Annotated in this window: 21 protein-coding genes; 4 read left to right on the top strand and 17 right to left on the bottom strand. The window is 32.5% G+C overall.

All coding sequences use genetic code 11. The features are described from left to right. On the bottom strand, nucleotides 1-543 hold the full coding sequence (locus AC23MB_RS01545; protein WP_374329183.1) for an acyltransferase: 543 nt from the start codon (nucleotides 541-543) through the stop codon (nucleotides 1-3). A 69-nt stretch (nucleotides 544-612) separates the two neighbouring features. On the opposite strand from AC23MB_RS01545, the gene AC23MB_RS01550 reads away from it, so the two are divergent. After that, nucleotides 613-1611, top strand: coding sequence for a glycosyltransferase (locus AC23MB_RS01550; protein ID WP_313027246.1), 999 nt, complete (start codon nucleotides 613-615; stop codon nucleotides 1609-1611). Between the two features lie 40 nt (nucleotides 1612-1651). Here the strand turns inward: AC23MB_RS01550 and AC23MB_RS01555 are convergent, their stop codons facing one another. From AC23MB_RS01555 to AC23MB_RS01630, 16 genes are all read right to left on the bottom strand, one after another. Then, the gene (locus tag AC23MB_RS01555; protein WP_487786356.1) at nucleotides 1652-2938 is read right to left on the bottom strand and encodes a nucleotide sugar dehydrogenase; all 1287 of its coding nucleotides are present in this window, start codon (nucleotides 2936-2938) and stop codon (nucleotides 1652-1654) included. Nucleotides 2939-2942: 4 nt separating this feature from the next. Beyond that, on the bottom strand, nucleotides 2943-3935 hold the full coding sequence (locus tag AC23MB_RS01560; protein WP_487786357.1) for an SDR family oxidoreductase: 993 nt from the start codon (nucleotides 3933-3935) through the stop codon (nucleotides 2943-2945). Between the two features lie 156 nt (nucleotides 3936-4091). Continuing rightward, complete coding sequence (locus AC23MB_RS01565; protein WP_487786358.1) at nucleotides 4092-4964, bottom strand: glycosyltransferase family 2 protein; 873 nt, start codon at nucleotides 4962-4964, stop codon at nucleotides 4092-4094. Further along, complete coding sequence (locus tag AC23MB_RS01570) at nucleotides 4965-5930, bottom strand: glycosyltransferase family 2 protein (RefSeq protein WP_487786359.1); 966 nt, start codon at nucleotides 5928-5930, stop codon at nucleotides 4965-4967. Then, nucleotides 5931-6782 carry a glycosyltransferase family 2 protein gene (locus AC23MB_RS01575; RefSeq protein WP_487786360.1) on the bottom strand — a complete coding sequence of 284 codons (852 nt, stop codon included), beginning with the start codon at nucleotides 6780-6782 and terminating at the stop codon, nucleotides 5931-5933. It abuts the gene before it with no gap. Between the two features lie 317 nt (nucleotides 6783-7099). Beyond that, a complete protein-coding gene (locus AC23MB_RS01580) occupies nucleotides 7100-7693 on the bottom strand; it encodes a hypothetical protein (RefSeq protein WP_487786361.1) in 594 nt (197 codons plus the stop codon). A 487-nt stretch (nucleotides 7694-8180) separates the two neighbouring features. Then, nucleotides 8181-9254: a glycosyltransferase family 4 protein gene (locus AC23MB_RS01585; RefSeq protein WP_487786362.1), complete on the bottom strand. Its 1074-nt coding sequence runs from the start codon at nucleotides 9252-9254 to the stop codon at nucleotides 8181-8183. 87 nt (nucleotides 9255-9341) lie between these two features. Beyond that, nucleotides 9342-10241: a glycosyltransferase family 2 protein gene (locus AC23MB_RS01590; protein ID WP_487786363.1), complete on the bottom strand. Its 900-nt coding sequence runs from the start codon at nucleotides 10239-10241 to the stop codon at nucleotides 9342-9344. A 2-nt stretch (nucleotides 10242-10243) separates the two neighbouring features. Next, complete coding sequence (locus tag AC23MB_RS01595) at nucleotides 10244-11344, bottom strand: DegT/DnrJ/EryC1/StrS family aminotransferase (RefSeq protein ID WP_487786364.1); 1101 nt, start codon at nucleotides 11342-11344, stop codon at nucleotides 10244-10246. Between the two features lie 222 nt (nucleotides 11345-11566). After that, a complete protein-coding gene (locus AC23MB_RS01600) occupies nucleotides 11567-12349 on the bottom strand; it encodes an acyltransferase (protein ID WP_374329175.1) in 783 nt (260 codons plus the stop codon). Next, on the bottom strand, nucleotides 12336-12740 hold the full coding sequence (locus AC23MB_RS01605) for a sugar 3,4-ketoisomerase (RefSeq protein ID WP_374329174.1): 405 nt from the start codon (nucleotides 12738-12740) through the stop codon (nucleotides 12336-12338). The genes AC23MB_RS01600 and AC23MB_RS01605 overlap by 14 nt, the downstream gene beginning before the upstream one ends. Further along, a complete protein-coding gene (locus AC23MB_RS01610) occupies nucleotides 12737-14005 on the bottom strand; it encodes an ABC transporter ATP-binding protein (RefSeq protein WP_487786365.1) in 1269 nt (422 codons plus the stop codon). The genes AC23MB_RS01605 and AC23MB_RS01610 overlap by 4 nt, the downstream gene beginning before the upstream one ends. Before the next feature lie 21 nt (nucleotides 14006-14026). Beyond that, a complete protein-coding gene (locus AC23MB_RS01615) occupies nucleotides 14027-14887 on the bottom strand; it encodes an ABC transporter permease (protein ID WP_487786366.1) in 861 nt (286 codons plus the stop codon). Next, nucleotides 14888-15748, bottom strand: coding sequence for a glucose-1-phosphate thymidylyltransferase RfbA (gene rfbA / locus AC23MB_RS01620; RefSeq protein WP_487786367.1), 861 nt, complete (start codon nucleotides 15746-15748; stop codon nucleotides 14888-14890). It lies immediately after the preceding gene. 13 nt (nucleotides 15749-15761) lie between these two features. Further along, entirely contained in the window at nucleotides 15762-16841 is a 1080-nt protein-coding gene (rfbB, locus tag AC23MB_RS01625; RefSeq protein ID WP_487786368.1) for a dTDP-glucose 4,6-dehydratase, read from the bottom strand. Nucleotides 16842-16844: 3 nt separating this feature from the next. After that, the gene (locus AC23MB_RS01630; RefSeq protein ID WP_487786369.1) at nucleotides 16845-18155 is read right to left on the bottom strand and encodes a UDP-glucose dehydrogenase family protein; all 1311 of its coding nucleotides are present in this window, start codon (nucleotides 18153-18155) and stop codon (nucleotides 16845-16847) included. Between the two features lie 275 nt (nucleotides 18156-18430). Between AC23MB_RS01630 and rimP the strand changes: the two genes are divergently transcribed. The 3 genes from rimP (at nucleotide 18431) to infB (ending at nucleotide 23162) form a co-directional block, all read left to right on the top strand. After that, nucleotides 18431-18898, top strand: a complete 468-nt coding sequence (rimP, locus tag AC23MB_RS01635; RefSeq protein WP_487786370.1) for a ribosome assembly cofactor RimP — start codon at nucleotides 18431-18433, stop codon at nucleotides 18896-18898. 17 nt (nucleotides 18899-18915) lie between these two features. Beyond that, on the top strand, nucleotides 18916-20151 hold the full coding sequence (gene nusA / locus AC23MB_RS01640) for a transcription termination factor NusA (RefSeq protein WP_313027182.1): 1236 nt from the start codon (nucleotides 18916-18918) through the stop codon (nucleotides 20149-20151). A 77-nt stretch (nucleotides 20152-20228) separates the two neighbouring features. Continuing rightward, entirely contained in the window at nucleotides 20229-23162 is a 2934-nt protein-coding gene (infB, locus tag AC23MB_RS01645; protein WP_487786371.1) for a translation initiation factor IF-2, read from the top strand. Nucleotides 23163-23372: the final 210 nt, after the last annotated feature.

Here is a 23372-nt window from a genome sequence, read left to right on the forward strand (position 1 = left end):
CTAGGTTGATTTTACAATTTGCTCCTGCTTGTTAATGATAACCGAATTAGCTGGCACATCTTTATGGATAACACAACCTGCGCCAATAATTGTATTGTCGCCAATTGTTACGCCTTTTATCACAATAACATTGCTGCCAAGCCAGCAGTTTTTGCCGATTTTGACAGGAGCAGTTGTGAATTTTTGATGTTCAACTTTAAAGTTGGGTGATGATGTATATTCGTGATTATGATCGTAGAGCTTGACAGACTCTCCGATCAATGTATTTTCACCAATTTCAATACTATCGAGACAATTTATGGAACAGTTATTATTAAAAAACACATTGTTTTCAATTTTTAAACTAGCATTTTTTCCGACCAAAAAATGACAATTATCCCTAACGTTAATGTCCTTACCAAAGCTTATGTTTTTATAGCCATTATAAAACTTGAAATCACAAAAATTACCAATCTTTATGTTGGTGTTTTGGTGTTTCGAAAGTTCTTTTAGGTTAGTTTTTTTTAAAATTTTGAGAATTAATTTTGCTAGAATACTCATCATCTTTTGTTTGTGTAGTCCAAAGATACTGCTTTCCAAAATAAAATGATAATTTTGCAGATAATGAATAACATGAATGACAAAAAAGTTACGATTTCGATACCAATTTTCAAATGTGAAAGTTTTATTATCAAGACGCTGGAGTCAGTAAAATCGCAAACATATCCTAATATTGAAGTTATTTTAGTTAACGATAAAACACCAGATAATAGTGCGGACTTAGTGACGAATTTTATTAGAGAAGGTCAACTTAGTAATTGGAAATTGATAGAATTAAGCGAGAATTCTGGACTTTCTGTTGTTCGAAATAAAGGGATAGATGAGGCGACAGGCGATTATATTTTCTTTTTAGATAGTGATGATACATTGGAAGCGTCATCAATTGCAGATTTTGTTGAAGTGGCAGAAGCGACAAATGCTGAAGTTGTTGTTGGAGAGGTTAAAGGAATTAAGCTTCCGGAATATCAAGAAGTTGATGTTTTCCCTTTAAGAGTTAAAGATGATGTATTGGAAGGTAACGATGTTATTCTTAAGTGTTTGGTAGATGGTGGATTTCCTGTGTCGAGTTGGAACAAGTTGATTCGACTTGACTTTCTTAGGAATAATAAAATATACTTTACGAAAGGATTATATGCGCAAGATTCTCTTCATACATTCGAGATGGCATTAAAACTCACTAAAATTGCTTTTTTAAGAAAGAAAACCTATAATTACTATTTGCACTCGGAATCTGTTATTCATAACCGAAAAAAAGTGCATTTTGACAATTGGATCACAATTGCTAATAAGCTTAACGATTATTATTTATCGGAAAAAGTAGCTTCACGAAAATTACAAATTCTAAAATACTTACTCAATTTTAAAGCAATGACTTTATTGATGAATTGGAAGGCTCAAAAAAATGAGGAATTGTGGAAACATAGCTATAAAGCTTATGCTAAACTTAAAGGGCTAAACTTATCTCATTATTTTTCTTCAGAGTTTTCTTCCAAACAGAAAAAAGAAAATTTTTATATGTCTTTGCCAACTAATTTAGGATACAAGTTATTCCGAAAACGTTTTGGAGACTAAAATAAAAAAAAGGCATCAAACTAATTTGATGCCTTTTTTCTTACAATCTTTTTATATTTTGCTCAAGAGCTAGTTTTCCTTTGACATCGTAGATGACACCATTTTCTTTAAGAAGATTATTTAAATCTAAATTTTCAAATTCGTTATGAGAAACGGCTAATACAATTGCGTCAAATTTCTCTTGCGGAAGTTGGTTAGAAGTGTCGAGATTATACTCATGCTTAACTTCACTTGGGTTAGCCCAAGGGTCATAGACATTAACTTTGATGTTGTAATCTTCTAGGTTTTTAATAACATCAATAACCTTGGTATTTCTGACATCTGGACAGTTTTCTTTAAATGTGAAACCTAATACCAAAACATTGGATTGATTAACTTTAATGTCATTTTTCAACATTTGTTTAACAACTTCACTTGCTACATAATGTCCCATAGAATCGTTCATGCGACGACCAGCCAAGATGATTTCTGGATGATAACCATATTCTTGAGCTTTTTGGGCAAGATAATAAGGATCTACGCCTATACAGTGCCCTCCAACCAATCCAGGTTTGAAGGGCAGGAAGTTCCATTTTGTGCCAGCTGCAGCAAGAACATCATGCGTGTCGATGTCCATTAGATTAAATATTTTTGCTAATTCATTAACGAAAGCAATATTAATGTCACGTTGTGAGTTCTCGATAACTTTAGCCGCTTCAGCAACTTTAATAGTTGGCGCAAGATGTGTCCCTGCGGTAATAACCGATTTGTAAATGTCATCGACAATTTTTCCAATTTCGGGATTAGAGCCAGAAGTTACTTTTAAGATTTTCTCAACCGTATGTTCTTTATCGCCAGGATTGATACGCTCTGGCGAATAACCAGCGAAGAAATCTTCATTAAATTTTAAGCCTGAATTTTTTTCTAAAACAGGAATACATTCTTCCTCAGTAACACCAGGATAAACTGTCGATTCGTAAATTATGATATCGCCTTTCTTTAAAACTTTAGCAACCGTTTCGCTGGCTTTGTAAAGTGGTGTTAGATCTGGACGGTTATTCTTGTCAACAGGCGTTGGGACCGTAACAATATAGATGTTAGAATCTGCAATGTCGTTAAGCTCGTTAGAGCAATAAAGACCTTTGTCTGTTGCGGTTGGATTGTGGTCAATAATTGCACTTTTCAGAACATCATTTTCGACTTCCAAAGTTGAGTCGATACCTTGTCGAAGTTCTGAAATTCTGGCTTGGTTAATATCAAAACCAACCACAGGATATTTGGTTGCAAAAAGTCTTGCTAAAGGCAGACCTACATAACCAAGCCCAATAATAGATATTTTGTGTGTCATTGTGTTATTTTAGATTTTCCCAGTACCATTTAACAGCTTCTTTTAAGCCATCTTTCATAGAAAATTGAGGTTGGTAATTTAATAAATTTTTTGCTTTGTCAATACTTGCTAATGAATGTGGGACGTCGCCTTTTCGGTAATCTCCGTAAATGATGTCTACATCCGCAATTTTTGAATCAAATTCTGATAGATATTCTTTCAAATATTTAACCAAATCATTAAGCGTTGTTCTTTCACCAAAAGCTGTATTATAGATTTGATTGTAAGCATCTTTGTTATCAGACGTTATTGCCAAAAGATTCATTTGGATAACGTTGTCAATATATGTGAAGTCACGAGAATACTCGCCACCACCGTTAATAGTTGGAGACTCATGATTCATAAATTGCATCACAAATTTTGGAATAACAGCTGCGTATGCCCCGCCAGGGTTTTGCTTTCTTCCAAATACGTTAAAATATCTTAGGCCAATCGTATCGAAATCGTAAGTTTTTTTGAAAACATCGGCATAAAGTTCGTTAACATATTTTGTAATGGCGTAAGGAGAAAGAGGTTTTCCAATTCTATCTTCTACTTTTGGAAGCGCTTCCGAATCTCCGTAGGTCGAAGAGCTCGCTGCATACACCATTCTCTTAACACCTGCATCTCTTGCAGCAACAAGCATATTAAGAAAGCCACCAACATTAACATCGTTACTTGTTATCGGATCGTTGATGGATCTTGGCACAGAGCCTAAAGCCGCTTGGTGAAGAACAAAGTCTTTATTTTCGCAAGCTTTTTTACAAGTTTCCAGATCACGGATATCGCCTTCTATTAGGGTGAAATTAGGATGATTTATGATAGCTTCGAGATTCTCACGACGCCCCGTAGAAAAATTGTCTAGACAAGTTACATTAACATTGTTTTGTAGTAAAACTTCGCAAAGGTTAGAGCCAATAAAACCTGCGCCGCCAGTGACAAGTATCTTTTTATTTTCGAGTTGAGGTTTGAAATTCATTTGTATTTTTAAATGTAATTGTAGATGCAAATTTACGTTCTCTTTATGTCAAAAATGTATATTTTTAGCTTTAAATTTTAGTAATAAAGCTTTAAAAAAAAATTCCCCATTGTATCTTTACCTAAATGTTTTATAATATGTTTAAAAATATTAAAACTAAAACTTATAATATTTAATTTTTTTATTAATTAAAACAAGTAAAGAGAGTAGGAGCGAGGTTCCTTTTAATTTTTCGGTCCAGGGTGATTTAATATCGTTAATTTGAAAGTCCCAATAAGCATTAAGTGCAGATAATTTATTTTTTAATGGTATATCCTCTTTACTTAATTCTCTAAAAAATAAGGCGGCGCCTTTAGGCGATTTTTTTAATAACTGCCAAGATTTTGATGTAAGGCCATCTTCCAGATAATCAGCAAAATAGATAGGATCATCAATATACAGGGTTTTATATTTTTCACCAATTTGACGATAGACATAGGATTCTCTGAAAAATTTTTCTCCTTCAAAATGTGGATAAGGATATTGTTTCTGAATCTCGGTTTTGAAAGCTGTAGCAAAATCTCCTTTTATTCCTAACTGGTAAACGAGTTCGTTATGGGTTAAAAGAATCTCGTGCTGCGGAAGGTTTTTTGAGTAGATAATTTTGCTTTTGTCTTTTATAGAACGACAGCCAATGGCAATTCCGGCGACGTTTTTGTTGTCTTTTATATGGCCATATTTAGCAGTAAGTCTATCAATGGCATCATTTGATAAGAAATCGTCGCTGTCCACAATGAAGAACAGTTCGCCTTTGGCTTTTTCTAATCCATGATTAATCGCAATATGCTTTCCACTGTTTTCCTGCAAAAAGTAACGTATTTCAAAATCTGCCTTTTCTTGAAATTGTTGTACCAATTGCGCCGTATTATCTGTACTTCCGTCATCGACAATTAACCATTCAAAATCTTTGTGTGACTGTTCCTCCAAAGATTGAAACAATATTGGCAAGATATAAGCGCGATTGTAGGTTGGGGTGAAGATGGTAATCATTTACTTAATTCTAATATTACGAAAAGGAAGCTGTTTAAAATTATAATGGTATAGGATGTAAGCAATAAAATTTGGTAATAAAAAATTAACATTATATTTACTAAGCTTCTGGTTTAATCCATTATAAAATTTACACCAATAGAAATAATTAAAATCATTTTTACTCAATAATTTTATAATATCATGCTTCAATACATCTGAATAAGGTTTACAGGAAATTTTTGTTTTATTATTATATAAAGCGTTTAATTTTTCTAATAAAATAATCTCAAGACTAATCATATCATTCTTATTTAAAAATGTTATAGAATTGGGGTTTTCTCCTATATAGTAGTAATATGTTTTTTCTTTTAAAAAGACAATTTTTCTAGCTTTCAAGTAGACCTGAAAACTCCACAATTCATCTTCATTTATAATATTAGGATAAAAAGATAAATTATTATTTACAATAAATTGCTTTCTATATAATCTATTACACGCAATTGCTGCCCATTCACCTTTCAAATAATGTTCAGCAATTTCATGTTCTAAACTATTTTTTTCTGATTTGATAAGATGATAATTGTTTTGAATAAATTCTTTATTCCTTATTTGTTGCGTTTCAGCAATACAAACATCAGCTTTTGTTTCTTCAATTTTTTTGTAAAATTTTGAAATAACTTGCTCATTAGAAAGTTCATCGTCACTATCTAAAAAATATAAATAATCTCCTGTAGAATGATTAATACCAATATTTCTAGAATTACTCAAACCTAAATTCTCTTTATTATTGATGACAGCATGCTTAAAATGGGTTGCTGAATTTAATTTTTCACTAATTATTTTTTCAGAATTATCTTTTGAAAAATCATTTATAAGAACTATTTCAATATTAGCATAATCCTGTTTTAATACGGAATCTATACATCTTGAAATAAATTTTTCTGTATTATATACAGGAATAATAATTGAAATAAGTGATTCCATTCATAGATATTTATAAGCTTTGAACAAACCCAATTTGTATCCCAATCTCAACCATTTACTTTTTTTCATCAAATCTAATTTATGATTTAGTTTTCTGAGTACAGCTCTTTGCTCCAAATTTTCAACAAATAAATCCTCTATATTTACATTTCTTCTTTCTGCAGCTTTTATTGCTGTTACCCAATGCCAATAATTTGCTTTATTTACATTTTTTATTGTTGAGATTCCTCCATCATGAATTCGATACATATAAAGGTGTTCATCTAAAAACAATACATCAGCCACTTCATATAATTTTAAGTAAAGATCTTGATCTACGGCTCTTTGTAAATAAGAATCTATTCCTTCTGTTTTAAAATATGCAGCTTTTTTAAAGCTTGCAAAATGAGAAATTGTTCCATCAAAATTGAAAAAATCTTTACTATTATTTGAAACCTGTTTCGTTTTCCAAGGTTTTTGGATATTCAAATTTTCATCACATAGATAAAACTGAGAATAAATCAAAGAGGCAAGTTGTTCCTCCTGATGTTTTTTTACCATTACATCTATAGCACTTTCTACAATTGCATCATCTGGATCAACAAATCCGCAGATTTCTCCATTGGCAAGTTCAACACAACGTCTTTTGGTATATCCAGCACCTTTGTTCTCATTATTTTCATATATTTTGAACCGTTGATCTTGACCTACTAATGTTTTTATTACAGCAACTGAATTATCTGTCGAACAATCATCTACAATGATAACTTCCCAATTTTGGTACGTTTGATCTAAAACTGATTGCAAACACTCGTCCATATAAATAGACTGATTGTAACAGGGAACAATAACCGAAATAAGAGGTTGTTGCATGATGTGTATATTAAGTATTTCTAATTTAGGTTGTTTACAAAGTTACGTCGTTTGTAAGAATATACAAGTTATTATTTGATGGCCTTGCTCTTCTATTTTTTAACCGTATTTATTTATCATTATTAATTTTATACGATAATTATGGTATTCTTAATGAAAAGTAGATTTACTAATTATAGGTTATGCTTTCTTATTTATAGGAATGTGGTGAGTGTATAGTGAAAAGGATGAAAGAGTTTTGCTTGTTCGTTGTCTTGTGTCACAATGGATATACCGACAAAAGGAAAAGTTGTTGATGAGTTTTGTTGTTCTTGTATTTATGGTGATAATTTAATTTCTGCAAGTGGTGTAGCAAGGTTATCTATTGGAACATAGAAATGTTGAAAATTGATAAGGTTTATCTCTAATTCTTCGGTGCAAACAAACCATCCTATACTGATTTCTAAATAAGCGTTTGGGAATTTGGATTTGTTTTGAAATACTAGGCCTGCTTGTATTTTTAATTCATTTGTTTGGGCGTTATATTGCACATAAAACGGAGATAGTTTGCACTTTTTGTTGAGTGAACGATGTTGTAATTTACCATTTTTGTAGGCTTCTACTAGTGCTGTGTACATGGTAGATTGATTAGTTTCTTTTTTAATAGTAGAGAAAAATGAAACCAATTGGTTATGAAAGGTACCGTCTTTTTGTTTCCAGTTGAATGGTAGTATGTTTTTCTTGAAGGATGCGGAAAACATCGATAATTCTTTGAAACGTTTCTTAACTTCTATTGTATTTGGATGCTGTTGTGCTGAACTATTAACAAATCCACCTGCATATTTTTTGACAAAAGATTTACCATTACGTTGAAAAAAAATTAAATTTCCTAATTTAACATTTATATTAAATTTATTATCTGTTTTAGCCATAAATTTACTATATTTAACAATTGAAAATCAGTTAATTAAGTATAGTAAATTTATTTCTATTTTTCTTCTTTTTAATTGTTTTTTACTTCTTCAACTGTATTCCTAAGTTATTTTTATAGTAGTTCTATGCTACCTCTTTGCTACCTTTATGTCGCCTCTGAGCCGACTTAAAGAGGAGGTTTGTTATAGGAATTTGTGATGATACTTTATGTATATTAGCTATAATGATGCTGAATAAATTTGTGGATTGCTTAATTTTTGTTTTGAATTTGTAGAGGATGATGGTCTAGTCTTTCTTGCTAGGTGAAGATTAATAGAAGTTAGTTATTTATCTTAACATTGCGTTTCTTTGTAACAAAATCATTTATTGAAACAAGAAAGGGTTAACTGAATATGCAGAAGGTTAATTTCGCAACATAATTGTTTCAAAATAATTATGATATAATTGAATCGTAAGCAATGCAAAATTTCATCAAATATAATTTAGTTACTCTTTATCGTTCAACAATATTTGTTTATATGATGATGAAAAAGTATTTAATGAAAAATTCTTTTTAGAGTATTCAAGGGCATTTTTTGAAATAGTTTGCAATAAATTTCTATCGGAATTTAATTCACTTATTATTAAACAAAATTTTTCAATAATCTCATTTTCATCTAATTCATTAGAAACTAAAAAACCATTTACTCCATTTATTATATGTTCATTTATACCTCCAACATCTGTACATATACAAACTACGCCGTTTGCCATAGCTTCCATTACCACCATTGGGAATCCTTCTCTATAAGAAGTAATTAAAAGAATATCACTTGATTGATAGATCAAATTAATTTCTTCTTTTGATTCTATATTCTTTATATAAAATTTTTCAATACCGTCAACTTCAATCTCTTTATGTCCATAGATTGATAGATTTACATTCTGAACAATTTTTTCACCAATCTCTATAACTAAATCAACTCTCTTTTCTATTGCAATTCTACCACAATAAACACAAGATAGAACTTTTCTATTATCATAATCCCTTGAAAAAGTAGGTGAAATTCCAACTCCATTATAGATAACGTCTATTCTATTCGTTAATTCTAAATCAATATTATTTTCTTTATAGAGTGCAACAAAGTCATTCTTTGTTTTTTTATTAATAACAATTCTTTTATCTAATAATTTTACAAATGATAAACTATAAATTTCCATACCTCCATAATCAGGCAATGTAAATGCATGAAGCAAATCTATTTTTTTTACTTTTTGATTAAAATACTTTAAAACATCGTAATAGTATGAACTGTTACATCCAAAAATTGATACATTATTGAAGTAGCCTACAAATCTGAATATATAATTTATTGTGTTATTGTAATATAAATTTTTAAGAAATGGTTTAAAATCAAAACAATATGTATATTCTTTAAACTCTTTCAAAAAATGATTGTTATTAGAATATGCTGTAAAAACTACAATAGATTTTTTTTTTCCTAAACTCTTCACAATATCTAAATGAACTCTTTCTGCTCCACCTGTGTGATAAAATGGGAAAAAGAATATCGTTTTCACTTTAAGTGATCTTGTAAAGAAACTAATCGAAGTAAAAAGGAACTTGAATGCTTTCTTTAATTTAGGTAACATTTTATCAAAACTATTTTATATTATCTTTGAAATGATTTTATAAACAAACACTGGTATTTTATACTTAATCGCAATAGACAGTCTTTTAATTTTAAAAGAATAGCTATTATATTGTTCTATTATATCACGATCAATATTTTTTTTATTTATATATTGATTAAAAAAATAATTGTTAATAATATTTTTAATTTCTCCATCTTTATCATAAAGTATTTTCAAATAAATGTCTTCTTTTATTATTCTTTCTTTCTTTACTTTAGTTATATTATTCTCATGATATCTATAAAAAGCTAATTTATCAGGTATATAAGCAATCAAATAATTTTTATTAATTTTTAGCCATCTATAATAATCTTCAACTAATAAACTTGAGTTATAATCACCAGTAACTTTCAATACATCTAAACGCATTACAACTGACAATGCCGAAATTATATTCTTTTTTAATAGTTCTTTTTTTAAAATATAAGGATTCATTTCTGAATCAATATTATAATCTGCCTCTATATTAATAATCTGTGAATTATCATCAATCGTATTCGTATTTGTAAATACCATTCCATACTCATCTCCTAATTCTTCAAGTTTTTGGACGCATTTTTCAATTGCTTTTGGATGAAGAAAATCATCTGCAGCTATTAACTTTATGTATTTTCCAGTTGCCAATTCAACACACTCATTTAGGACAGTGGCTAAGCCTGTATTTTTTGTATGGTAATTCTTTTTTGCGCGATAATTATTATCTTTTAACCAATTGTCAAATATCTCCACAGAATTATCGGTTGATGCATCATCTGCAACAATTAATTCTATATTAGAGTAGGTTTGAGCTTTTATACTGTCCAAATTTTCCTTAATATATTTTGATTGGTTGTAGGATATGACAACAATTGTAACTAATGGAAGTGTAGACATTTTTAAAACTGATTAACAATATTAATAATTTTACTCACTTCTTCATCAGTCAATATTGAAGAAATAGGCAAGCTCAATACTTCGTTGTGCATAGCCTCTGTTATTGGAAAAGATAAATCTTTTAGCTCTTTATAAGCCTCTTGATGATGAGGTGGAATAGGATAATGTATGATGGTTTGTATTCCTTTTTCAGTCAAATAGTTTTGTAATTGATCTCGATCTGCAGATCTTACAACAAAAACATGCCATACATGTTCGTTTTCATCCGTAGGATTTTCAGGAAGAATAATTTTTGGATTATTGATTTCCGAAAGAAAACGTTTGGCAATTATTCTACGAGCTTTATTTTCGTTGTCAATGTATTTTAGTTTCACATCCAAAACAGCTGCTTGCAATTCATCTAAGCGAGAATTTAATCCTTTATAGATATTCACATATTTTTGATTGGACCCATAATTAGATATTGCACGAATAGTTTTTGCAAGTTCGTCATCATTTGTTGTGACTGCACCCGCATCTCCTAACGCACCGAGATTTTTCCCAGGATAAAAACTAAATCCTGCTGCATCTCCCAAATTTCCAGATTTTATTCCTTGCCAAGTTGCTCCAATAGCTTGAGCATTGTCTTCGACAATTTTTAGGTTATGTTTAGCTACGATAGATTTTAATTCTTCACTAAAAACAATTCTTCCTTGTAAATGAACGATTAAAATTGCTTTCGTTTTTTTTGTGATTGCAGTTTCAATCTTATTAATGTCAATATTGAAGGTATTGTCATCAGGCTCCACCAAAACAGGTACTAATCCGTTATCAGAAAGTGCTAAAATAGAAGCAATATAGGTGTTTGCAGGAACGATTACTTCGTCCCCAGCTTTCATTGTTCCCAATTCAATGTAAGCTCTAAAAATTAAACGTAAAGCGTCTAATCCATTGGCAACACCAATTGCATATCTCGCACCAATATAGTTGGCAAGATTATTTTCGAAATTTTTAACTTCTTCTCCCATCAGGTACCAACCCGAACGAAAAACATCTAATAGTTTTTGCTCAATTTCTTGTTGATATAATAAGTTTACTTTCTGTAAGTCAAGGAATTTTATCATTGTACTATTGTCTTTAGTTTCTTTTATTTTTATATTTAGTTAAATATAAGTTTTTCTTTTTAGAACTTGCGGTCAAAAAATTAATCTTTGAAAAATGAAAATTCATAATAGTATAGTACAACCGAAATAACGGCTGCAACACATGAAAATGAAATATTTTAACGAAAATTTTTGAGCATAAGAAGTACTATCGGTAAAATTTTTCTCTAGCGATCTTAAGACTTAGTCATTCTCATAGCCATTTTTTAGTTTCCAGACATCAAATCCTTCTTTTTCCCAAGGCATTCCCCGACTGAATTTATCTGGCCATGGATAATGGCTTTCATCTGTTTCTTTAGATTTTAGGTCTCTAACATCCTTAATTCGTCTAGCTGGGTTACCAACTATTAATGAATAATCTTCATATTTTCCCCCAACAAGCGATTGCGCACCAACGAGACAATGCATACCAATTTTGGTTGCAGGTAAAAGGACTGTTCCAACAGCTATTTGAGAAAAATCCCCAATTGTTGCCCCAACGCAAATGTCAGAAGGTGGTGTTGGATCGTTAGTTAATACAACATAAGGATAAATAAAAACAAAGTTTCCTATTTTGGATTGTTGGCCAATATGAACATTACTGTGTAACCAACAATTATTTCCAAATTCTACATAACCTTGGATGTCTGTAACTGTTCCTAATCTGCAATTATTTCCAAATCTTGATTGTTCTCTTACTGTTGCGCGATGACCTGTTGAAAAGTTAGTTCCAAAAGAAGAGCCTGAATAGATAATTGTATGACTACGGATTAAAGCACCTTCTCCAATTATGGTTTCAGGATTTTGATAATCGTCTTTAAAGTAATAATCATTAAGTGGCTCACCAATAATACAATCATTAGAAATAATAGAGTTGTCACCGATTATAACATTATCATAGATAACACTATTGTCGCCAATTTTTACATTTTTGCCAATTTTTGCTTTCGGACTTATATAGACATTACGGTTATTAAATTTCATCATTATGGTTTTTAAATTCTTCAAAATCCCTAAAATAATCATCTTCATTATACAATTCTGAAGCGAGGCAAAGTAGAACTGCATTGTGAGTAAAGTGGATATCTCTCCAAATTAATTTAGGCAGATATAAGCCCTTTGAAGGATGATCCAAAACAAATGCTTCCTTGTTTCCTAATTGATTTTCTGTATTAAAAGTTATTGTTCCTGATACAGCAAATATTACTTGTTCTAAAGCTTTATGAGCATGCCCACCACGCACAACATCTTGCGGTGTATAATAGGTCCAATATACTCTTTTTATATCAAAAGGAATGTTTTTTTGAGCTTCCGCAATGGTTATATACCCTAACTGTGACGAACCTATTTTATCTAAAATTATTACTTGTGGTTTCATAACTGAAAATCAATTTTGTAATCAAAACTAGGTCTAATAATTCCTGGGTAAATATGCGTTTTAGTACCCACTTTTACATTTTCTACTTCGAAGCCGATGAGATTATCTACATTGAATAATACTTCAGATTGATTCTTGCCAAAAATTAGCTTGAAGTAGTAATTACCAGCATTTAGCATACCTGCGGGTAAATCAAATTCGATTGAGTAGACTCCTTTTTTAGCATTATAGTTTTCACTAATTAATTTACCAACGTGGAAAATTACCAACTCTTCAAAGTTTCTTAACTCAAAAGTAGCATCAAGGTTTATATCTGCTAGATTGTTGTAAAATTGCAGTTTTATTCGAATTCCTGAATCTATATCTATGATGTTTTGCTTAATAGGTTTAGCAGAGAATTCTAATATTTTGATATTGTCATTTCCTACTGCTGTCTCTATGTTTTCAGCCAAATAGCTATTTGATAATTCATAATCTTTTTGATACTCTAAAATAGTTTCCAATATATCTCCTTGATAGCTTACCATTCCATTTTTCATAAGAATGCCATTGCTGCAAAGCTCTTTAACGGAGGTCATGTTGTGACTTACAAATAGAACAGTTCTACCTTCACCTTTTGTAACATCACCCATCTTTCCAAGACATTTTTTTTGGAATTCTGCATCTCCAACGGCAAGTACTTCATCTACAATTAATATTTCAGATTCTAGATGTGCTGCTACCGCAAATGCCAAACGTACATACATCCCTGATGAATAACGTTTAACTGGCGTGTCAATATAACGTTCTACACCAGCAAAATCTACAATTTCATCAAATTTTCTTGAAATCTCTTTTCTTGTCATTCCAAGAATAGCTCCATTTAGGTAGATGTTTTCACGACCTGTCATTTCTGGATGAAAACCAGTACCTACTTCAAGTAATGACGCAATACGTCCTTTGTATTTTATTGACCCGGTTGTTGGTTTTGTAACACGAGAAAGGAGTTTTAATAAAGTTGATTTACCAGCGCCATTTCGTCCAATAATCCCGACAGCCTGTCCTTGCTCTACTTGGAAATTGATACCTTGAAGTGCCCAGACATAGTCAGATTCACCTTTATGCGTTCTATCATTAGCTTCGCCGATTTTAAGATAAGGATCTTCTTTACCTAGCAGATTAGCCCACCAGCGTTTTATATCATGTTGTAATGTTCCTGTGCCAACCTCTCCAAGACGATATTGTTTTGAAACATTTTCAATATCTAGAATTATATTTTTATCCATTTAATCATCATTTGGTTATGGTTAAACTGTATCCATAAAGGATTTTTCTACTTTATTAAAAATAATTGTTCCTAAAAGGAGAATCATAAAAATCACAATAGTAGAATACAGCAGCATACTTAAGTTAAAGTCACCGACACCTAAATATGCATATTTGAAGCATTCGAAAATTCCAGTTAAAGGGTTAAGATCAGCAATCCATCTGTATTTTTCAGGCATTGAAGAAACAGGATATACCACTGGTGTTACATACATATATAAAGAGACCCCAAAGCTAAGCAACATTGATAAATCTTTATACTTGGTTGTCATTGAGGAAAATATCATCCCCATCCCCATTGCAAATGCTGCCATTAGGACGATTAGAAAAGGTGTTGCCAATATCCAAATATTAGGATGTATGTTGCCTTCAAAAAAATAATAGTATGCTGTTACACAAATAAATAATATAAATTGTACGCCAAATTGCATGAGGTTAGAGCTTACAATTGCTAACGGCATAACCAGTCTCGGGAAATATACTTTTCCAAATATTGAGGCATTACCACGGAAAACATTAGAAGTGTTGTTAAGGCAAGATGAAAAATAATTCCATAATGTTACACCCGCTAGGTAGAATGCTAACTGTGGGGCGCCATCCGTTGAAAGATTTGCAATATTCCCAAAAACAATTACATACATAATTGTTGTGAAAATTGGGTTTATAAAAAACCATAATGGACCTAAAATTGTTTGTTTAAAAGATGTAACAAAGTCACGCTTTACGAGCATATAGACTAAGTCACGATAATTCCAAACTTCTTTTAAGTTTAAAGAAAAAAGAGAATGCCCAGACTCAATGACTTGAGTCCATTTTTTATTTTCATCAGATGTGTTGTTCATTTATTTAATTAGTTTTTTTAGATAAGTTCCGTATCCACTTTTACCATATTTTTCTGCTGATTTTAATAATTGTTCTTTATTGATAAATCCTTTGCGGTAAGCGATTTCTTCAATACAAGAAATTTTAAAACCTTGTCTTTTTTCAAGAACACGCACAAATTCTGAAGCTTCATGGAGTGAGTCGAAAGTCCCTGTATCCAACCAAGCAGTGCCTCTACTCATTACCCCAACTTCTAATTCGCCATTTTCAAGATAAATTTTATTGATATCTGTAATCTCCAATTCGCCACGAGGAGATGGTTTCAAATTTTTTGCATATTCCACAACCGAGTTGTCATAAAAATACAATCCAGGAACAGCAAAGTTTGATTTTGGCTCAGTTGGTTTTTCTTCAATAGAAAGAGCATTGTAATTTTCATCAAATTCTACAACACCATAACGCTCTGGATCAGAAACTTGATAGGCAAAAACGCAACCTCCTTTTACGTTAGTTTTACTTTCTAGGAGTTGAGGTAAGCCAGTGCCATAGAATATGTTATCACCTAAAACTAAAGCAACAGAATCCTCTCCAATAAACTCCTCAGCAAGGATAAAGGCCTGCGCTAGCCCATCTGGAGATGGCTGAACTTTATATTCGAAACGACATCCAATTTGAGATCCGTCACCTAAAAGTCTTTGGAAAGCTTCTTGATCATGTGGTGTTGTAATAATTAAAATCTCTCTAATCCCAGCAAGCAATAGTGTCGAAATGGGAAAATAGATCATCGGCTTATCATAAACAGGCATCAATTGCTTGCTAACAGCGATTGTTAATGGGTACAATCTTGTGCCAGATCCACCAGCTAGAATAATTCCTTTCATATGTTCGCGCTTTTTAGGAATATTGTTTGTCGTAATATTTTTGATAATCTCCAGAAGTTACATTCTCTAACCATTCTTTGTTGGATAAAAACCAATCGATAGTTTTAGAAAGTCCTTCTTCAAAAGTTACAGAAGGTTTCCACCCAAGATCTTTGTTAAGTTTTGTTGCATCAATTGCATAACGCTTGTCATGTCCAGGTCTATCCTTAACGAAAGTAATTAACTTCTCAGAGTAACCAGCTTCTTTTCCAGTTTTTTCGTCAACTTGTTTAATTAATTCTTTAACCAAATCGATGTTTTGCCATTCGTTCCAACCGCCAATATTGTACGTTTCTCCAGTTTTTGCTTCATGGAAAATTTGGAAAATAGCTTTTGCATGGTCAATTACATATAACCAGTCTCTTGTATATTTTCCGTCGCCATAGATTGGAAGCGGTTTTTCATTTAAAATATTGAAAAGACAAAGCGGAATCAACTTCTCTGGGAAGTGATTTGGACCATAATTATTAGAACAATTAGATACAATAAATGGCATTCCGTAAGTGTTTCCGTAAGCTCTTACCAAGTGGTCGGATGCAGCTTTGCTTGCTGAGTAAGGTGATTTTGGATCATAAGAAGTTTCTTCTGTAAAGAAGCCTATTTCTCCCAATGCTCCGTATACTTCGTCAGTAGAAACGTGATAGAATAGATTGGTTCTCGGTTCATCTGGGAAGTTACCATGTTGATGATTTGGATTAAGAGTCCAAAACTCTTTCGCTAAATTCAATAAGTTAGCAGTTCCATTAACATTAGTATTGATAAATGCATTAGGATCAGTGATACTTCTATCAACATGAGATTCTGCGGCTAAATGTATAATAGCGTCTGGATTATGCTTTTCAAAAACCCTTCTTAGTTCTTCTGGTTTTGTAATATCTGCTTTTTCGAAAATGTAGTTTGGTTCATTTTCGATATCTTTTAAATTTTCTAGATTACCCGCATAAGTTAAAGCATCTAGATTGATAATATTAGTGTTTGGTAGATTTTTCACAAACTCTCTAACAACGTGAGAGCCGATAAAACCAGCGCCACCGGTAATGATGATATTTTTCATCTATTAGTTGTTAATTGTTTTACGCCCGATTGATTTGTAAAAGAAACCATGTCGTTCTGGAACTTCTAATGGGAACATATTACGTCCATCAAAAATGATTTTATTTTTCATTTTTGATGCCATTAGATCAAAATTAGGATTTTTAAATTCTGGCCATTCTGTTGCGATTAATAAGCAGTCCGCATCTTGTAATGCAGCATACATATCTTCTGCATATTCGATTTGGTCACCAATAACATTGCGAACATTAGCTTCTGCAATTTTGTCGTATGCTGTTACTTTTGCTCCTTTTTCTAATAATAATTTAATATTGTCAAGTGATGAAGCTTCACGAATATCATCCGTATTTGCTTTAAAAGCTAAGCCCCAAAGTGCAATTTTTTTTCCTTTTAAATCGTTGAAATACTTTTCAATATCTTTTGTTAAAATTACTTTTTGTGCATTGTTAACCGCTTCTGTCGATTCTAAAATTTGGAATTTGAAATTTTCATCTTGTCCAGATTTAATCAAAGCTTTAACATCTTTCGGAAAACAAGATCCACCATATCCGATACCTGGAAATAAAAATCTATGTCCAATACGATCATCACTTCCCATACCCAATCTTACTTTGTCAACATCAGCACCAACCAATTCGCAATAGTTTGCGATTTCGTTCATGAAGGTGATTTTAACAGCAAGGAAGGAGTTGGCAGCATATTTTGTTAATTCCGAAGATTTTTCGTCCATGAAAATAATTGGAACGCCCGTATTGGTGAATGGCTGATAGATTTGAGCCATAATGTTTTTTGCTTTGTCAGAGCTACAACCAACAACAACTCTTGCAGGATTCATAGAGTCTTCTACTGCAAAACCTTCTCTCAAGAATTCCGGATTTGATACAACATCAAAAGGTAAATCAGTTTTAGAAGCAATAACAGCAGTTACTTTGTCAGCCGTGCCAACCGGAACAGTCGATTTATTAACAACAACTTTATATTCAGTCATCATTTCGCCAATGTCATTCGCAACTTTTAGAACGTAAGATAAATCTGCAGAACCATCTTCACCGGGAGGCGTTGGTAAGGCAAGATAAATAACTTCGCTTTTGTCTAAAGCTTCTTTTAAATTAGTTGTGAAATGTAATCTGTTAGCGTGGATGTTTCGAAGGAACATTTCTTCAAGATTAGGCTCGTAGATTGGTACGATGCCTTTCTTCATGCCTTCAACTTTTTTTTCATCAATGTCCACACAATATACAGAATTGCCTAATTCTGCTAGTGTTGTGCCAGTTACGAGACCTACATAACCAGTTCCTACTATAGTAATATTCAAGATTTGAGTTTTTAAATTTCATACAAAGATAAATTATTTTAACATATTATAGTATAATGTCGATTTTGCTTTTTATTAATGTTGGAAGAAATGATGCTTTTTTTTTGTTAATAATATTAAATTTAAATTTCCAAATTAGAGAGCGTAAAGTCTTAAAATTCAATATAATTTGGATTTTTTGAAAAAAGTAGCTATATTTGCAAAAGATTTACGGAACAGAATGAAAAGGCCTTCGAGAGAATGCCTTTTTTCGTAAACGTAATTCAAGGAAAAGTATGAGTTTTAAAGAGCAGATTGAAGCTTTGTTGGCTTCTTTTTTAGAAGAAAGAAAAGATTTGTTTTTGGTTGATCTTAAGATTTCTGCAGATGACCAGATTACAGTGACTTTGGATGGGGATAATGGTGTAACTTTACAAGATTGTCTAGATGCAAGTCGTGCTATAGAGTTTAATATGGATCGAGAAGAACATGATTTTGCTTTGCAGGTTATGTCTTATGGTTTGTCGGAACCTTTAGCTCTTAATCGTCAATATCAAAAAAATATTGGCAGAGAACTAGATGTTGTTTTGACTTCTGGTGAAAAGATTGAAGGCGAGTTGGTGTCTGTGGATGAAGACTCGATCACTCTTTTGTTGAGATATCGTCGTCCAAAACTTATCGGAAAAGGTAAGGAAGATGTCGAAGAAGAAAAAGTAATACGTCTTGATGAGATTAAAAAGGCGTTGGTGGTAATTAAATTTTAATAAGAAAAATATAATCAATGGATAATTTAGCTTTAATTGAAGCTTTTGGCGATTTTAAAGAAGTAAAGAATATAAGCAAAATTGACCTAATGGCGATCATTGAAGATTCTCTTAAAACGCTTTTGAGAAAAAGATATGATTCTGATGATCATTTTGATGTTATTGTTAACCCTGACAAAGGGGATTTTCAGATTTTCTTAAACAAGGTTATTGTTGAAGACGAAATGTCAGAAGACGATGATTTAGAAATCGAAATCTCTGAAGTTAGAAAAATAGACTCTACGTTTGAAGTTGGTGAAGAATATACACAAGAAATTCCAGTTGCTAAATTGGGACGTAGAAACATTCTTACACTTAAGCAGATTCTTGCAACCAAAATACAAGAGCACTTTAATGCGACTTTGTATGAGCAATTCCGTGATAGAATTGGACAGTTGGTTGTAGGAGAAGTTCACCACATTCGTCACAAGCATGTTATTATGTTGGATGATGAGGGTAACGAATTTATCTTGCCTAAAGAAAATCAGATTCCGTCAGATTTCTTCAAAAAAGGAGATAATGTAAGAGCGATTGTAGAAAGTGTTGACTTCCGTGGATCTAAGCCTCAGATTATGATTTCGAGAACTTCACCGAAGTTTTTAGAGCAATTGCTAGAGTTGGAGATTCCTGAAATTCAAGATGGTACAATTATTCTTAAAAAGGTTGTAAGAATACCAGGAGAGAAAGCGAAAATCGCTGTAGATGCTTACGATGACAGAATTGATCCAGTTGGTGCTTGTGTGGGTGTTAAAGGATCAAGAATTCACGGTGTTGTAAGAGAGTTGAGAAATGAAAATATTGACGTTATCCAATGGTCTAAGAATCCAGAAATTTTGGTGAAGAGAGCATTAGGTAATATCATTATTAATAAGGTAGAAGTAGACGAAGAGCATAACTATGCAATGGTCTACACACCTATTGAGGAGATTTCTAAAGTTATTGGTAAACAAGGTCAAAACATTAAGTTGGCATCTTGGTTAACAGAATACGAAATCGATGTTTATAGAGAGAAACAAGAAGATGACGATGTTGAACTAAAAGAGTTTAGCGACGAAATCGAATCATGGATTATTGAAGAGTTCAAAAAAGTTGGTCTAGAAACTGCTAGAAGTGTATTAGATAAAGATACAGAAGCATTGCTTAACTTGGTTGACTTAGAAGAAGAAACAATCGAAGAGGTTAAAAATATTCTTAGAGAAGAATTAGAAGACTAAGCGAGTTGTTACAATCTCTAATAAACAGTAAAAAGAAAATACTTTAATTTTAAAAATTAAAAACAGAACATTTATAAATGCCAAAAATTAGATTAAATAAAGCAGTTAAGGAATTTAATATTTCGATGGGAAGGATGGTAGAATTTCTACAATCTAAAGGCTTCGAAGTAGAGAGTAACCCTAACGCTCAACTAGAAGAAGCGGCATATTCTGCATTAGAAGCTGAGTTCAAAAAAGATGGAGAACAACGTAAAGCTTCTCATGAGGTTGTGATTTCTAAAGTTCCGGAAGAAAAACTGGAAATCGAAGAAAAAGCGCCTGAGGTTATAAGAGCCAAAGCAAACCTAAAACCTGAAACTAAAATTTTAGGTAAGATTGATCTTGATTCTAACAAACCAGTTGTGGAAGAGCCTGCTAGCGAGGTTAAAGCTGAGCCTGTGGTAGAACAACCAAAAGCTGAAGAAGTTAAGAAAGAAGATTCTAAACAAGAATTCAAAGTCTTAGATAAGATTGATTTGTCTCAATTAGAAAACAGAAATCGACCTACAAAAAAGGAAAAACCAGAACCTAAAACTGAAAAGCCAGAAGCACCTAAAAAAGTGGAAACACCAAAAATAGTTGCCGAAACGCCTAAAGTTGAAGAAAAACCGCTTGCTCCTAAAGAAGAGGTTGTTGATAACAAACCAACTGAAACAACAGAAGATAGCGAGCCACAAAAAATTGAAACAGTTTATCAAAAACTTGATGGACCTAAAATCCTTAAGCAAACGGTTGACTTATCTCAATTTGCTCCAAAACCTAAACCTTCAAATGCTGGTGGTCCTAATGCTGCTAAGAAGAAAAGAAAACGTATAGAAAAACCTGGACAACCAGGAGCTAACAATAACCAACAAGGCGGCAACAATAATAACAACCAAGGCGGAGGTAATAATAACCAAGGTCAAGGTGGTAACCGTTTCGGTAACAACAACAACCGCGGTGGTCAAGGTGGTAACAACCAAGGCGGAAATCGTCCAGGAGGTAATAACCAAGGTGGTAATCGTGGAGGTAATAATCGTGGAGGTAACAACCGAGGCGGTGGTCAAAGAGTTATGCCAGTTGAGTTAACAGATGAGCAAGTTAAAAATCAAATTAAAGAGACTTTAGAAAAGCTGACCAATAAAGGCGGTAAAAATAAAGGCGCTAAACACAGAAAAGATAAACGTAACTGGAGAAGAGAGCAAGACGAACTTCAACAAGAACGTGATGCTCAAGATACAACACTTAAAGTGACAGAATTTATTACTGTTAATGAGTTAGCAAGCTTAATGAATGTTAGCCCGACTGAGGTTATCTCTGCTTGTTTCTCACTAGGTGTTATGGTTACGATGAACCAACGTCTAGAAGCGGATACTTTAACATTGGTTGCTGACGAATTCGGTTATAAAATTGAATTCTCTGATGCTGACTTGGAAGAAAACTTAGATGAGGAAACGCCAGATGCAGAGGAAGATCTTATTGCTAGAGCGCCAATTGTTACAGTAATGGGACACGTTGACCATGGTAAAACGTCATTATTGGATTACATCCGTAAAGCAAATGTAATTGCGGGAGAATCTGGAGGTATTACACAGCACATCGGTGCTTACAATGTTAAACTAGAAGGTGGACAACGTATTACATTCTTAGATACACCAGGTCACGAGGCCTTTACAGCGATGAGAGCGCGTGGTGCACAAGTTACCGATATTGTAATTATCGTAATTGCAGCGGATGACGACGTGATGCCACAAACTAAAGAAGCTATTGCGCACGCACAAGCGGCTGGTGTACCAATGATTATCGCACTTAACAAAGTTGATAAGCCAAATGCTAATCCAGACAACATTCGTCAACAATTATCAGGTATGAATATCTTGGTAGAAGAATGGGGTGGTAACATCCAATCTCAAGAGATTTCTGCTAAGTTTGGTAATAACGTAGATGCGTTGTTGGAAAAAGTTTTACTACAAGCAGAAATGCTTGAATTAAAAGCAAATCCAAATCGTGCTGCTAATGGTGTTGTTATCGAAGCAGCTCTAGATAAAGGTAGAGGTTATGTTTCTACGATATTAGTTCAGAATGGTACTCTTAAAGTTGGTGACTATATTCTTGCTGGTAAAAATCACGGTAAGGTTAAGGCAATGCTTGATGAAAGAGGAAAACCTATGCAGGCCGCTGGTCCCTCAATTCCTGTAACTATTTTAGGATTAGATGGTGCGCCAACTGCAGGTGATAAATTCAGAATTTACGCTGACGAAAAAGAAGCGAAAACTATTGCTACGAAGAGAGAGCAGTTACAAAGAGAGCAAACTTTACGTACTAAAAAACATCTTACTTTGGATGAAATCGGAAGACGTATTGCACTTGGCGAATTTAAAGAACTTAACATTATCCTTAAAGGTGACGTGGATGGTTCGGTAGAGGCATTATCAGATCAGTTACAACAATTATCAACTGAAGAAATTCAGGTTAATATCTTACACTCTGGTGTTGGTCAAATTACAGAAAGTGATATTCTATTAGCAGCGGCATCTGATGCTATTGTTATCGGATTCAACGTTAGAGCAAGTGTAAACGCTAAAGATATTGCGGATAAAGAAGAAGTTGAAATCAGAACTTATTCGATTATCTATGCTGCTATTGATGAGGTTAAAGAAGCGATGGAAGGGATGCTTTCACCAGAAATTAAAGAACAAGTTATCGGTAATGTAGAAATCCGTGAGGTGTTCAAAATTTCTAAAGTAGGTACTATTGCAGGTTGTATGGTATTAACTGGTAAAGTAACTAGAAATTCTAAAATTAGATTGCTTCGTGATGGTATCGTGAAATTTGATGGAGAGCTAGAAAGCTTAAAACGTTTCAAAGACGATGTTAAAGAAGTAACTAAAGGCTACGAATGTGGTCTTAACCTAAAAGGTTATAATGATATTGAAGTTGGTGACATCTTAGAAGTCTACGAAGAAGTAGCAGTTAAGAAGAAACTGAAATAATCAATATTATGTATTGGATAATATACCACTGAGAACTCTCGGTGGTATTTTTTTTGTTTTAATAAACAACCGTTTGATTTAAGAGTAATGTGTCAAAACATTAACTTATAATCTATTATTTTTGTACTTAAATGTTAAAGTTTTAATGGATTTTTAAATTTAATTTGGTGTATTAGGAAAAAATTAACATATTTGTAAACTATAATATCA

It is taken from the genome of Soonwooa sp. T0.1_25, from assembly GCF_057652215.1.